Source organism: Blastochloris viridis (assembly GCF_001402875.1).
GTDB classification, from domain to species: domain Bacteria; phylum Pseudomonadota; class Alphaproteobacteria; order Rhizobiales; family Xanthobacteraceae; genus Blastochloris; species Blastochloris viridis.
Window position 1 is genome coordinate 1699393 of record NZ_CP012946.1, and the last position, 13124, is coordinate 1712516.

14 protein-coding genes are annotated in these 13124 nt (G+C 67.0%); 12 read left to right on the top strand and 2 right to left on the bottom strand.

Annotation, left to right across the window (positions count from 1 at the left end; genetic code table 11):
- Positions 1-94: 94 nt before the first annotated feature.
- The 7 genes from BVIR_RS07545 (at position 95) to BVIR_RS07575 (ending at position 6602) form a co-directional block, all read left to right on the top strand.
- Positions 95-352: a twin-arginine translocase TatA/TatE family subunit gene (locus BVIR_RS07545; protein ID WP_055037139.1), complete on the top strand. Its 258-nt coding sequence runs from the start codon at positions 95-97 to the stop codon at positions 350-352.
- Between the two features lie 63 nt (positions 353-415).
- Positions 416-862: a Sec-independent protein translocase protein TatB gene (gene tatB / locus BVIR_RS07550; RefSeq protein WP_055037140.1), complete on the top strand. Its 447-nt coding sequence runs from the start codon at positions 416-418 to the stop codon at positions 860-862.
- Positions 859-1644, top strand: coding sequence for a twin-arginine translocase subunit TatC (gene tatC, locus BVIR_RS07555; RefSeq protein ID WP_055037141.1), 786 nt, complete (start codon positions 859-861; stop codon positions 1642-1644). Before tatB ends, tatC begins: the two co-directional genes overlap by 4 nt.
- A 171-nt stretch (positions 1645-1815) precedes the next feature.
- On the top strand, positions 1816-3330 hold the full coding sequence (gene serS / locus BVIR_RS07560; RefSeq protein WP_055037142.1) for a serine--tRNA ligase: 1515 nt from the start codon (positions 1816-1818) through the stop codon (positions 3328-3330).
- The gene (gene surE, locus BVIR_RS07565; RefSeq protein WP_055037143.1) at positions 3330-4091 is read left to right on the top strand and encodes a 5'/3'-nucleotidase SurE; all 762 of its coding nucleotides are present in this window, start codon (positions 3330-3332) and stop codon (positions 4089-4091) included. Before serS ends, surE begins: the two co-directional genes overlap by 1 nt.
- Before the next feature lie 124 nt (positions 4092-4215).
- On the top strand, positions 4216-4878 hold the full coding sequence (locus BVIR_RS07570) for a protein-L-isoaspartate(D-aspartate) O-methyltransferase (RefSeq protein WP_055037144.1): 663 nt from the start codon (positions 4216-4218) through the stop codon (positions 4876-4878).
- Positions 4879-5186: 308 nt separating this feature from the next.
- Positions 5187-6602, top strand: a complete 1416-nt coding sequence (locus tag BVIR_RS07575) for a LysM peptidoglycan-binding domain-containing M23 family metallopeptidase (RefSeq protein WP_236823734.1) — start codon at positions 5187-5189, stop codon at positions 6600-6602.
- Between the two features lie 49 nt (positions 6603-6651).
- Here BVIR_RS07575 and BVIR_RS07580 read toward each other — a convergent pair whose 3' ends face one another.
- On the bottom strand, positions 6652-7596 hold the full coding sequence (locus tag BVIR_RS07580; protein ID WP_055037146.1) for a hypothetical protein: 945 nt from the start codon (positions 7594-7596) through the stop codon (positions 6652-6654).
- Between the two features lie 101 nt (positions 7597-7697).
- Entirely contained in the window at positions 7698-8573 is an 876-nt protein-coding gene (locus tag BVIR_RS07585) for an ATP-binding protein (protein WP_055037147.1), read from the bottom strand.
- A gap of 273 nt (positions 8574-8846) precedes the next feature.
- On the opposite strand from BVIR_RS07585, the gene yajC reads away from it, so the two are divergent.
- From yajC to BVIR_RS07610, 5 genes are read left to right on the top strand one after another with little or no spacing between them, the layout of a single operon-like run.
- Positions 8847-9191: a preprotein translocase subunit YajC gene (gene yajC, locus BVIR_RS07590; RefSeq protein ID WP_055037148.1), complete on the top strand. Its 345-nt coding sequence runs from the start codon at positions 8847-8849 to the stop codon at positions 9189-9191.
- A 46-nt stretch (positions 9192-9237) separates the two neighbouring features.
- Positions 9238-10839, top strand: a complete 1602-nt coding sequence (gene secD, locus BVIR_RS07595; protein ID WP_055037149.1) for a protein translocase subunit SecD — start codon at positions 9238-9240, stop codon at positions 10837-10839.
- A 15-nt stretch (positions 10840-10854) separates the two neighbouring features.
- A complete protein-coding gene (gene secF / locus BVIR_RS07600; RefSeq protein ID WP_055037150.1) occupies positions 10855-11790 on the top strand; it encodes a protein translocase subunit SecF in 936 nt (311 codons plus the stop codon).
- A 14-nt stretch (positions 11791-11804) separates the two neighbouring features.
- On the top strand, positions 11805-12188 hold the full coding sequence (locus BVIR_RS07605; RefSeq protein ID WP_055037151.1) for an Mth938-like domain-containing protein: 384 nt from the start codon (positions 11805-11807) through the stop codon (positions 12186-12188).
- Positions 12189-12215: 27 nt separating this feature from the next.
- Positions 12216-13112 (top strand): phytoene/squalene synthase family protein, encoded by an 897-nt coding sequence (locus BVIR_RS07610; RefSeq protein WP_055037152.1) that lies wholly within the window; start codon positions 12216-12218, stop codon positions 13110-13112.
- Positions 13113-13124 lie beyond the last annotated feature (12 nt).

A 13124-nucleotide genomic window follows, 5' to 3' on the forward strand; every position in this document is an offset into this window, starting at 1 on the left:
TCTTCGGGAGACCGGCAACCTAGTTTTCAGCCAACGTCGAAAGCCGCGCACGCCGCGACGGCGAACGAAGGCGCTGGCTGTTCGGGAGGGTGTAATGGGTTCGATGAGCCTCTGGCATTGGATCGTCGTGATCCTCGTGGTGCTGCTGCTGTTCGGGCGCGGCAAGCTGTCCGAGCTGATGGGCGACGTTGCCAAGGGCATCAAGTCGTTCAAGAAGGGCATGGCGGAAGACGACGAGGTCAAGCCGGCCGCGCCGCCGCCGCCCGCTGAGCCGACCAAAACCATCGACCATCAGGCCCCGCGGCCGGCCCCGACCGCGTCGCAGCCGGTCGAGCCGGGCAAGGTCAATTGATCGACCGTCGTTTCCGGCGGCCGCCCGGCGGAGGAGGGGTCCGATCGGGCCCCGGGTAAGAGCATGTTCGACATCGGCTGGAGCGAGCTTCTGGTGATCGCGGTGGTGGCCCTCGTGGTCATCGGCCCGAAGGAATTGCCGGGTGTGATCCGCGGCCTCGGCCAGATCGTGGCCAAGATGCAGCGTATCGCCGCCGAGTTCCGGGGCCAATTCAACGAGGCGATCCGCGAAGCCGAGCTGACCGACCTCAAGAAGAGCGTCGACGACATCCGCTCGATCGCCAATCCGCTGCAGACCCTCAAGGACGAGGTGCGCCAGAGCATCGAGTCCGCGGTGGCGCCGGCCGATGCCAAGCCGGCAGATGCCAAAACGACCGAGGCCAAGCCCGCCGATCCGACAGCGGCCGCGGTGCAGCCGGCTGTGCCGCTCGACCTCGCGCCGCCCGCGGCTGAGGCGACGCCGTCCGCGCCGGAGTCGGTCACGGCCGCGCCCGAGAGCAAGCCGGCATGACCCAGGAAGACATTGACGCCACGAAGGCTCCGCTGCTTGAGCATTTGATCGAGCTGCGCTCCCGGCTGATCAAGTCTTTGATCGCCTTCTTCGTGCTATTCATCGTGTGCTTTTTCTTCGCGCAGCAGATCTACAATATTCTGGTCTTGCCCTTCACCTGGGTGGCGGGGCCGGGTAACTCCAAGTTCATCTACACGGCGCTGTTGGAGTATTTTTTCACCCAGCTCAAGATCGCTGCGTTCGGCGCGCTGTTCCTGTCGTTCCCGGTCATCGCGGTGCAGGTTTATGCCTTCGTGGCGCCGGGCCTGTACGCCCACGAGCGCAACGCCTTTCGGCCCTATCTGGTGGCGACGCCGGTGTTCTTCCTGCTCGGGGCGCTGCTGGTCTATTTCATCGTGATTCCGATGCTGACGATGTTTTCGCTCGGCATGCAGCAAGTGGGCGGCGACGGTCAGGCCGAAATTGCGCTGTTGCCCAAGGTCGGCGAATATTTGTCGCTGATCACCACGTTGATCCTGGCGTTCGGCGTCGCCTTCCAACTGCCGGTGATCCTGACACTGCTTGGCCAGATCGGCATCGTCGATTCAGTGATGCTGAAGACCAAGCGGCGCTATTTCATCGTCGGCGCGTTCGTCATGGCCGCGGTGCTGACACCGCCGGACGTGATCAGCCAGATGTCGTTGGCGGTGCCGCTGCTGCTGCTCTACGAGGGCGCGATCTGGGCGGTGCGGCTGATCGAGATCCGGCGGGCGCGGGAGATGCGGAATACGCCGACGGCGTGAGCGCAGCTGCGTGTCCCGGTGCAGGGGGTGGCGGCGACGACCGGTCGGCGCTAAGAGGCGCTGACACGTCACGCCCCCGCCGTAGCGGAGCGGGTGGAGGCGCGCCCGCCGTGTCGGCAAACGTCGGCGTCGAATCGCGTAAATCTAGCAAGACCTTCCAGGCTTAAATTCATGCACGATATCAAATGGATTCGCGATAATCCCGACGCCTTCGACGCTGGCTTGAAGCGCCGTGGCCTGGACGGGCAGGCGAAAGCGCTGATCGGGCTGGACGAGGACCGCCGCGCCGCGATCGTCGCGGTCGAGGCGGCGCAGGCGCGCCGCAACGCCGCCTCCAAGGAGATCGGCCAGGCCAAGGCGACCAAGGACGAGGCGAAGGCTGCCGAGCTGATGGCCGAGGTCGCCAAGCTGAAAGAGGACCTGCCGAAGCTCGACGCCGCGGAGAAGGAAGCTTCAGCGGCGCTCGACGCTGCGCTGGCGGCGATTCCCAATCTGCCGGCCGAGGACGTCCCGGAGGGGCCGGACGAGAGCGGCAATGTCGAGCGCAGCCGGTTCGGGCAGGCGCCGGTGCTGGCGTTCCGGCCGCGGCAGCATTTCGAGCTGGGCGAGAACCTCAAGCTGATGGATTTCGACGCCGCCGCGAAACTGTCCGGCGCGCGCTTCGTGGTGCTGAAGGGCCAATTGGCGCGGCTTGAGCGCGCCATCGCCCAGTTCTTCCTCAACACCCACACCGACGAGTTCGGCTACACCGAGGTCGCCCCGCCGCTGCTGGTGCGCGATCACGCCATGTTCGGCACGGCGCAATTGCCGAAGTTCCGGGATGATCAGTTTGCAGGAACTCGCGTTGCAAATGACGACGATATCAACGCATATGTTAATTCGGTCATCGATAAAGCGACACCTATTATCGATGGCCAAGTTAGCGAAATGTCACAGGCTGGTGCTTCTGAAGATGACATCCGATCGTATATCAAGTCTGCCTACCGACGGATTGCGGGTTATACGCGGCTATCGGACTTGGCGGATGAGAAAATCATCTGGTTGCCATCTATCAGGCCTGAAGATGTGCGATCTGTCGACTACTGGCTCATCCCGACCGCCGAAGTGCCGCTGACCAACCTCGTCCGCGAGTCTATCCTCGACGAGGCCGAGCTGCCCAAGCGCTTCACCGCCGGCACCTATTGCTTTCGCGCCGAGGCCGGCGCCGCCGGGCGCGACACCCGTGGCATGATCCGCCAGCACCAGTTCTACAAGGTCGAGCTGGTCTCCATCACCACGCCCGAGGAGAGCCGGAACGAGCACGAGCGCATGCTCGCCTGCGCCGAGGAGGTGCTGCGCCGGCTCGGCCTGCATTATCGCGTCGTCACCCTCTGCACCGGCGACATGGGCTTTGCCTCGCAGAAGACCTACGACATCGAGGTGTGGCTGCCGGGGCAGGGCACCTTCCGCGAGATCTCGTCGTGCTCCAACTGCGGCGAGTTCCAGGCGCGGCGCATGCAGGCGCGCGTCCGCGGCAAGGACGGCAAGATCCGGCCGGTCCATACCTTGAACGGCTCCGGCGTTGCGGTTGGCCGGGCCTTGGTGGCGGTGCTGGAGAACTATCAGAACGAGGACGGCTCGATCACTATCCCCGAGGTGCTGCGCCCCTACATGGGCGGCGCCGCCCGAATCGAGCGGGCGGGCTGATGCGCATCCTGGTCACCAATGACGACGGCATCCACGCGCCTGGCCTCGAAGTCTGCGAGCGCATTGCCCGCCAGCTCACCGACGACGTGTGGGTGATCGCGCCGGAGACCGACCAGTCCGGCGTCGCGCACTCGCTGTCGCTCAACGACCCGCTGCGCCTGCGCAAGGTCGGCGAGCGCCGGTTCGCGGTGAAGGGCACCCCGACCGACTGCGTCATCATGGGCCTGCGCCACATCCTGCACGATACGCCGCCCGACCTCGTGCTGTCCGGCGTCAACCGCGGCGGCAACATCGCCGAGGACGTCACCTATTCGGGCACGGTGGCCGGCGCCATCGAGGGCACCATCCTCGGCGTACCGTCGTTCGCGCTGTCGCAGCTTTACGGCTATGACACCCGCCAAACCTTGCATTGGGCCACGGCCGAGCGCTTCGCCCCGGACGTCATCCGCCGCGTTCTGGCGGAGGGCCTGCCCAAGGGCGTGCTGGTCAACGTCAATTTTCCGGATTGCCCGCCGGACGACGTCACCGGCGTCGCCGTCACCACCCAGGGCTTCCGCGCCCAGGATCTGTTGCGCATCGACGCCCGCTACGACGGCCGGGGCCTGCCGTATTACTGGATCGCCTTCAACCGCCATGAGCCGGCCCGCGCCAACGGCACCGATCTGTGGGCGGTCCATGCCCGCAAGGTGTCGGTGACCCCGCTCCGGCTCGATATGACCGACGAGCCGTTCATGACCCGGCTGGCGCAGATGTTCGCCTGAGCCGTGCCGATGGCGCGCCGGATTGAGAGAGCTGCATTTTCTCTCTCGCTGTTGTAAAATTCCCACACTCCTTGCCCGACGTTGCCGATTAAGGCTGCACGGACGACGAGCGTGCGGAGACGACATGGGCGCCCTGACCCCCAAACGCGACGAGAGCATCGGCCGCATGCAGTTCCTGCTCGGGCTGCGGCGGCGCGGGATTCGCGACACCAACGTGCTGCGGGCGCTGGAGACGGTGCCGCGCGAGCTGTTCGTCGACCCGGCCGACCGCGACGTGGCGTGGGAGGATCGCGCGCTGCCGATCGCCTGCGGCCAGACCATCAGCCAGCCCAGCCTGGTTGCGGCCATGACCGATGCGCTCGATGTCCACCGGCATCACACTGTGCTCGAGATCGGCACCGGCTCGGGCTACCAGGCGGCGATTCTCGGCAAGCTGGCCGGCCGGGTGGTGACGGTGGAGCGGTTTCGTACGCTGGCGGAGCTGGCGGAGAGCCGGTTGCGGCGGCTGGAGCTGACCAATGTCGAGGTTCATCTCGCCGACGGCTCGCTGGGATGGCCGGCGGCAGCGCCCTACGACCGAATCATCCTGACCGCGGCGGCGCCGCAAATCCCGCCAGCGGTGTTCGATCAGCTCACCGTGGGGGGAATCATGATCGCGCCGGTGGGGCCGGACGGCGAGGTGCAGGAGCTTATGCGGATCACCCGCACCGAAACCGGGCGGGATGAGCGCTCGCTGCTGCCGGTGCGCTTCGTGCCGCTGCTGCCGGGCGTTGCACGGTCGATGTAGAGACGCGATTTTGAGGCAGATGCCGGCTTTGGCGTTCATCCTTCATCAGGCTTAAGCGGCCGTTTACCGCAATGGGGTCTACTCGCATCGTATTTGTCGCGTGCGAGTGAGTTGTGGTGATGCGTACCCCTGCCGAATTCGTCCGGCCGCGCACGGTCGCGCGGTTTGCTGCGGCCGGAATGATGGCTGTGGCCGTCGCCGGCTGTGCCGACAGTCGTTTCGGGTCTGATCCGCTTTACACTCCGTTCGGCTCGCGGTCGGCGGAAACGACCGGGTCGGTTCCTTCGAACGCGCCGCCGGCGCCGGTGATGGCAGCGCCCACCACTCAGGTGTCCAACCAGCCGCTGCCGCCGGCCTATTATCCGCCGGCGCCGGTCCAGCAGCAGACGCAGCCATACAACCCGTCCTACGGCCAGCCGTCCTACGGTCAGCCGTCCTATGGTCAGCCGAGCTATGGCCAGCCAGCCTATGGCCAGAGCGCGCCGCAGGCGTCCTTGCCGCCGCCGCCGCCGCGGTGGTCGGCACCGGCCGCGCCGACCCAGTCCACGTATGTGCCGGCGCGGGCGAACCCGCCTCAGGCCGCCTATGGCGGCCGGCCGACCACGGTCGCCGCCGCGCCGGCGCCAGCCTACCGCCCGCCGGCAAGTGTCGCGCCTGCACGCATCGAGACCACCGGCGCCGTGCCGACCGGAAACGGTGCGTCCGACAGCTGGAACTGGGAGGGTGGGACCGCGATCACCGTGAAGCCTGGCGAGTCGGTCGAGTTGCTCGCCCGCCGCTATGGCGTGCCGGCCCAGGCGATCGCGCGCGCCAACAATCTATCCGACCCCAGGCTGGTGCATCCCGGGCAGCGCCTGGTGATCCCGACCTATACCTATCGGCCCGGCGGCCCCGATCGCACCTCGGCCGCCCTGTCGCCCCAGGCGACCGCCGCATTGCGCGCGGCCAGCCCGCCGGCAGCCGCCGCGCCCTCGGGTACCCACATCGTCAATTCCGGCGAGACGTTGAACGGCATTGCCAAGCGCTACAGGCTGACGCGCGCGGAACTGGCGGCTGCGAACGGACTGACCCCCGACGCCCGCCTCAGCGTCGGCCAGCGGCTGATGATCCCCGGCCGTCGCGGCGCCTCCCAGCAGGCCGCCGCGGCCACGCAAATGCCCGTCGCACAGCCGTCCTTGGCGCAGCCGCGCCCCGAAACGCCGGCGCCCGCAGCGCTCGCGCCGGCAGCGCCGGCAAGCGTTGCCGCCGCCAAGCCCGAGCCGAAGGTCGAGACCGCCGCGATGGTCAAGCCGACCGTTACGCCGGAGGACACCGTCGAGACCAAGAGCGAGCCGGCCCGCCAGGGTCTGTCGTTCCGCTGGCCGGTGCATGGCCGGGTCATCACTGGCTACGGCGCCAAGCCGGGCGGCGAGCGCAACGATGGCATCAATATCGCGGTGCCGGAAGGCGCCTCCATCAAGGCCGCCGAGGACGGCGTGGTCGCCTATTCCGGGGCCGAGCTCAAGGGCTATGGCAATCTAGTGCTGATCCGACATTCCGACGGCTGGGTGACCGCCTACGCCCACAACAGCGAGATCCTGGTCAAGCGCGGCGACACTGTGAAGCGCGGCCAGACCATCTCGAAAGCCGGGCAGAGCGGGTCGGTCACCTCGCCGCAGCTCCACTTCGAGGTGCGGCGGGGCTCGAACCCGGTCGACCCGATGCCGCTGCTGGGCGGCGGCTGACCGGGAGCCTCGCCCGTTCGGCCGGGAGGACGAGCCTCGCCAGTCGGCGTTACCGCCGCGACGCGCTCCAATTGCCGCTGTGGCGGCCGTGCTTGTTCGCGCCGGCCCAGTTGCCGGAGCCGATTGCGCCATTGACGCGGCCGTTCAGATTGCCCCTGAACGGAAAGGTGCCGAGGTTGAATTTGCTGGCGTCGCGCAACGAGCCGGTCAGCGCGGTGTTCAGCGTGCCGTCCTCGGCGACCGAGCCGGAAAATTTGCCTTCGATCGGGTCGCCTTCGACCCGGCCCTGGATCGAGCCGCTGACCTGTCGTCCGGAAATGGTGAAGGTCAGCGAGCCGCGCGCGTCACCGTCGAAGCTGCCGGCATAGGTGCCGTCGAACGACGCCGGCGCCAGCGCGGCGTAGGCCTCCACCAGCGGCACCAGCCCATGATAGCGGTCGCGGGTATCGTGGATCGCTGGCAGCAGGTTCTTCTTGTAGTCGCGGATCTTTTCCAGCGCTTCGTCGAAGGTTTTCAGCCGGGCGAAATCCTGTCGGATGATTTCGGCGTTCTTGGTGCGCGCCTGCGCCAGCGGTGTCAGCACGCCGGGCTTGGGTACAATGCGAGAGATCATCTCGCCGGCGATGTCGGCGATGGCGCCCTGCGCCTCCTGCTTGCGCAGTGCCTCGATCTTCTGTTCGGCGTTGTTGTAGGCCTCCCACTCCGTGCGCAATTCCTTGAGGCGCTCGCCGAGTTCACCACGCAGCGCCGCCACCGGATTTGAGGTGATGGTGCCGCCGTACTGCAGCGTCTTCTTGAGGTCCTCGATGTTGCGCAGCGCGAGTTGATATTTGTTGCGCCAGTCGGAATTGTCGCGCGAGGCATCAAGGGTGCCGGCGATGCGCCGAATGATGGCGTCGACGAAATCCTGCTGTCCGGCGCGGCCTTCGGTCGGGACCGCAACGACGGCTGCGGCGAGCAGAAGCGCCTGCCGGCGCGAAAGCGACGAGGGCATCGGCGTCGGTCCTCCCTGGCGAGCGGAAGAGTAGGGCGCGCCGGCCGGCACGCCTTGACCTGGCGCAACGCTTGATCGGCAAATCCGGCTGCCGGGCCCTGTCATCCCGGAGCGTCGGCGCCGGATATCGTCACGCCGGCGCGGCCGGCGCTATCCTGGATGAACTGCCAGGCGACGCGGCCGGAGCGGTTGCCGCGCGTGGCCGCCCACTCCAGCGCCTCGCGCGCCAGCACGTCTGGCGGCGTCGGCACCCGAAAATGCGCCGCATACGCCATCACCATCGTCAGGTATTCGTCCTGGCTGCAATTGTGAAAGCCAAGCCACAGCCCGAAGCGGTCCGATAGCGACACCTTTTCCTCGACCGCTTCGCCAGGGTTGATCGCGGTGGCGCGCTCGTTGTCGACCATGTCGCGCGGAATGAGATGGCGACGGTTGGAGGTGGCATAGAACAGCACGTTGTCGGGCCGGCCTTCGAGACCGCCTTCCAGCGCCGCCTTCAGCGACTTGTACGAGGTATCGCCACCGTCGAACGACAAATCGTCGCAGAACACGATGAATCGGCAGCGTGCCGGGCGCAGCCGCGCCATCAACTCCGGCAGCGACTCGATGTCCTCGCGGTGGATCTCGACCAGCTTGAGCGGATCGCCGGCCCGCCGCGCCGCCACCACCTCGGCATGGACGGCCTTGACCAGCGAGGACTTGCCCATGCCGCGCGCGCCCCACAGCAGCGCATTGTTGGCCGGCAGCCCGGAGGCAAAGCGGGCGGTGTTATCGAGCAGGGTGTCGCGGACGCGGTCGATGCCCTTGAGCAGCGAGATTGCCACGCGGTTGACCCGCTCGACCGGCTGCAAGTGCTGGCTGGCCGCCTGCCAGACGAAAGCATCGGCATTGGAAAAATCGGGCGCCGGCGGTGGCGGCGGGGTGAGCCGTTCGAGCGCGGCGGCGATGCGATCAAGGACTGAGGCGAGCGGTGTCACGGCATGATCGGGGGTTGGAGCACGGGTCGGCGCGTGCTTAGCGACGGTGGCAGCATGCCGCAAGATGCAGCGGCATTGCATTCGAAGGGGGGCTGGCTATAGTCCGCGCCGCTTCGTAGAGGCAGGGTTGCGTGGGCCGGCTCGCAGATCCGGCGCACGCGGTTCGTTGAGTCTGAATGGTCTGCAGGGCTCCCGGACGTCACCAGATGATGGTGGGGCGCGGAAACCCTGCATCGTCGCGCTGGTCCGATCCGCATTTCATGAGGTTCGTCGATGTTCATCTCTCCCGCGTACGCGCAGGCTGCCCCGGGTGCCGGCGGCGGAACCGACATGCTGCTGTCGCTGATGCCGTTCGTTTTGATCTTCATCATCATGTATTTCCTGATCCTGCGTCCGCAGCAGAAGCGTGCCAAGCAGCATCAGGAGATGGTGAAGAACCTGCGCCGCGGCGACATCGTGGTGACCGCGGGCGGCATCGTTGCCCGGATTTCCAAGGTGATCGACGACAATGAGATCGAACTTCAGCTTGGCGAGGGCCTTAAGGTCCGCCAGATCCGCGGCATGATCTCCGAGGTCCGCTCCAAGAGCGAGCCGGTCAAGGACGAGACCGCGGGCTGAGGCGGTACGTGGGGCCGGAGCGCCGGCCCGCCAGAAGGACGTGTCGATGCTGGTATTCACCCGGTTGAAGGCCATTGCGATCCTGGCGGTCGCACTGGTCGGCTGCCTGCTGGCGCTGCCGAATGCACTGCCGACGACGGTGCTGCAGGCGCTGCCGAGCTGGGCGCAACGCACCATGGTGCTCGGACTCGACCTGCAGGGCGGCTCCTACATCCTGCTTGAGGTCGACGTTCCGGCGGTCCGCAAGGAGCAGCAGGAGGCGTTGCGAGACGACGTGCGCCGCATCCTTCGCGAGGCGCGTATCGGTTACACCGGGCTCGGTATCCAGGGCGACGCGGTCCAGGTCCGCATTCGCGACCGCGAGAACGACGACGAGGCGCTTAAGAAGCTCTCCGAGCTGTCGCTGCCGATCGGCGGCATGTTCGGGGGCTCGACCCAGCGCACCATCGATGTCCGCAAGGGTGAGGACGGGCAGATCCAGCTGGTGATGACCCAGGCCGGCCTGAACGACCGGGTGCGGCTGGCCGTCGACCAGTCGATCGAGATCGTTCGCCGCCGTATCGACCAGCTCGGCACCACCGAACCGGCCATTCAGCGCCAGGGCGCCAACCGCATCCTGGTTCAGGTGCCGGGGCTGCAGGACCCGACCCGCCTGAAGCAACTGATCGGCACCACCGCCAAGCTCACCTTCCGCCTGGTCGACATGTCGATGAGCGCCGATCAGGCGCTGGCCGACCGTGCGCCGCCGGATTCGGAGGTCATGCAAAGTTCCGAACGCGGCAGCGGCTCGGTGCTGGTCGAACGGCGGGTGATGGTCGCGGGCGAGGACCTGGTCGACGCCCAACCCGGCTTCGACAGCCGGACGCGCGAGCCGGTGGTCAATTTCCGTTTCAACACCAACGGCGCCCGCCGCTTCGCCGCGGTCACCCAGGAGAATGTCGGGCGGCCGTTCGCCATCGTGCTCGACAATCAGGTGATTTCGGCCCCGGTGATCCGCGAGCCGATTCTCGGCGGCTCCGGCCAGATTTCCGGCCGCTTCACCGTGCAGCAGGCCAACGACCTCGCCATCCTGCTCAGGGCCGGCGCGCTGCCGGCGCCGCTGACGGTGGTGGAGGAGCGCACCATCGGCCCGAGCCTCGGCCAGGATTCGGTCAGGGCCGGCACCTACGCCTCGATCATCGGCTCGGTGCTGGTGGTGACGTTCATGATCGCGATCTACGGCCTGTTCGGCGTGTTCGCGAACATCTCGCTGATCGTCAATATCGGCATGCTGCTCGGGGTGCTCTCGGCGATCGAGGCGACGCTGACGCTGCCCGGCATCGCCGGCATCCTGCTCACCGTCGGCATGGCGGTGGACTCCAACGTGCTGATCTATGAGCGCGTGCGCGAGGAGGTACGGAACGGCCGCTCCGCCATCACGGCGCTCGACCATGGCTTCCGCGAAGCGCTCGCGACCATTATCGACGCCAATATGACCACGCTGATCGCCGGCTTCGTGCTGTTCCTGGTCGGCACCGGATCGGTGAAGGGATTCGCGGTGACGCTCTCGCTCGGTATTGTCACCACCGTGTTCACCGCCTTTGTGTTCACCCGTCTGCTCATCGCCAGTTGGGTGCGCTGGGCGCGGCCGGCGCGTCTGCCGATCTGAGCTGGAACCGTTCCGATGCGTCTTCTGAGACTCGTTCCCGCCGATACCAAGCTGCCGTTCATGGCCTGGCGGAGGCTGACCTTCCCGCTGTCGGCCGTACTGTCGATCGTCTCGATCGTGCTGTTCCTCACAGTGGGGATGAATTTCGGCATCGACTTCATGGGCGGCACCATGATCGAGGTGCAGTCCAAGTCCGGCCCGGCCGACATCGGCGCGATGCGCGCGAAGTTGGCCAACCTCGACCTTGGCGATGTCCAGATCCAGCAGTTCGGGCCACCGACCGACGTGCTGATCCGGGTCCAGACCCAGCCCGGCGGCGACGCCGCGCAGCAGGCGGTGGTCGTCAAGGTCAAGGAGGCGCTCGGCAGCGAGGTCGATTACCGCCGCGTCGAGGTGGTCGGGCCTCAGGTGTCGAAGGAGTTGGTGCAGGGCGGCACCATCGGGTCCGTCATCGCCATCTTCGGCATCATCCTCTACCTTTGGTTCCGTTTCGAATGGCAGTTCGCGATCGGCGCGATGGTGGCGACGATGCACGACATCGTTCTGACCATCGGCTTCTTCGCGGTAACCCAGATCGAGTTCAACTCGACCTCGATCGCCGCCATCCTCACGATCATGGGCTATTCGGTGAACGATACGGTTGTCATCTATGACCGTATTCGAGAAATGCTGCGGAAATACAAGCGGATTTCGACCGAGGAACTGCTCGACATTGCGATGAATGCGACGCTGTCGCGCACCATCTATACCGGTTCGACAACGCTGCTGGCGATGGTGGCGCTCTATGCCTTCGGTGGCGAAGTGATCCGCTCCTTCACGGCGGCGATGATCTTCGGCGTCGTGATCGGAACCTATTCGTCTGCATTCATCGCCGCGCCGTTCCTGATCTATCTCGGGGTGAAGACCCAGGCCAAGGACGACGCCGACAAGGCGGCCACGGCTAAAGCCTGAGGACGGAGCCCGACATGGCCGCGCTCGACGGCACGCCGCACCTGCCGGGGCGCCACGCCATCGAACGCTTCGGGGCGGGCGGGTTCCGTTTCGCGGAGATGTCGCACCGCGGCTCGCTCCTGATCCTGCCGAGCGGCATTTGGGCATGGCCGGTTCGGACGCCGCAGGACGTTGACGACGCGGCGCTGGCCCGGGTGTTTGCCGAGGCCGACGACATCGATTTTTTCGTGTTCGGCTCGGGCGAGCGGCTCGCGCCGCTACCCGAGCCGCTGCGGCGCCGGCTGCGCGAGCGGCAGGTTGCGGTTGAATCGATGGCGACGCCACACGCGGCGCATACCTACAACCTGCTGCTGGCCGAATCGCGCCGGGTTGCCGCGGGCCTGATCGCCGTGGACTGACCGGCGGCGCGCGCTATCTCCAAAAACATGATCAGCGATGCCTTCGCCTACTGCGAAACCCTCGTGCGCGAAGCCGACAAGGACCGGTACCTTGCAACGCTGTTCGCGCCGGCGCCGGCGCGTCCGCACCTCTACGCGCTCTATGCCTTCAACGCCGAGGTCGCACGGGTCCGCGAAGTGGTGTCGGACCCCCTGCCCGGTGAGGTGCGGCTTCAGTGGTGGCGTGACGCGCTGGCCGGCAGCGCCCATGGCGACGTCGCCGCCCATCCGGTCGCGGCAGCGCTGATCGAGACCATCTCCCGCTGCAGGCTGCCGGTCGGACCGTTCTTCGACCTGATCGAGGCGCGGGTGTTCGACCTCTATGACGATCCGATGCCGACGCTGGCCGACCTCGAGGGCTATACCGGCGAGACCTCGGCGGCGCTGCTGCAACTCGCCGCCCTGATCCTGGCCGCTGGCCGCGACCCGGACACCGCGGAAATCGCCGGCCATGGCGGGGTGGCTTACGCCATCACCGGCCTGCTGCGGGCGTTTCCGTTGCACGCCTCGCGCGGCCAGCTGTTCGTGCCGGTCGATGTGCTCGACCGCCACGGCGTCGACCGTGCCGAGGTGCTCCGTGGCCGCTACACGCCGTCGCTGAAGGCGGCGCTCGCCGAGATGCGTCACCACGCCCACGACCACCTGACGAAGGTGAGCGCGGCGGTAGAGCGGATTCCGGCCGAGGTCACCGCGGCTTTTCTTCCAGTCGCCCTGGTGCGCGGCTATCTCGTCCGGATGGAGCGCGGAGATTACGACCCGTTCACCACCCCGGTGCAAGTGCCGCAATGGCAGCGGCAACTGACGCTGTGGTGGGCGGCGCGGCAGGCGCGTCGGATCGCGCGGCCATCCGGAGACACCGTTTCCGGCCCCGGGACCGCGCTGTGATCCGAATGCCGG